Below are 248 nucleotides of genomic sequence, written 5' to 3'. Positions count from 1 at the left end.
ATTGTGTCGCGCCGGGGCCTGGGAATGGCGGCGCTTCGAGATCTCCACCGGCCTGGAATGCAGTCTGCTGCTGCACAATTTGCTCGCGCTGGGCCTCGAGGTCGCGGATTTGCTCCTGCTGCTGACGTGCACCGACGACGTAACCATACATACCGCCACCGCCGCCACCGCCGAATTGTGTACCGCCGAGGCCGCCACCAAATTGCGCTGGCGCATCGCGTAGATCCGCGATTTGTTGATCTATGTCG

The 248-nt window shown here is 62.5% G+C and carries 1 protein-coding gene; it reads left to right on the top strand.

Annotation, left to right across the window (positions count from 1 at the left end):
- A partial coding sequence (locus tag SAY88_RS25455; protein WP_332635225.1) for a hypothetical protein occupies window positions 1-223 on the top strand: 223 nt, incomplete at its 5' end.
- Between the last annotated feature and the right edge of the window lie 25 nt (window positions 224-248).

This window comes from Halalkalibacter flavus (genome assembly GCF_036663575.1).
Classification (GTDB): Bacteria; Bacillota; Bacilli; order Bacillales; family Bacillaceae_D; genus Halalkalibacter; species Halalkalibacter flavus.
Note: the sequence above shows the minus strand (reverse complement) of the source record. Positions and strands in the feature narration are given on the sequence as shown.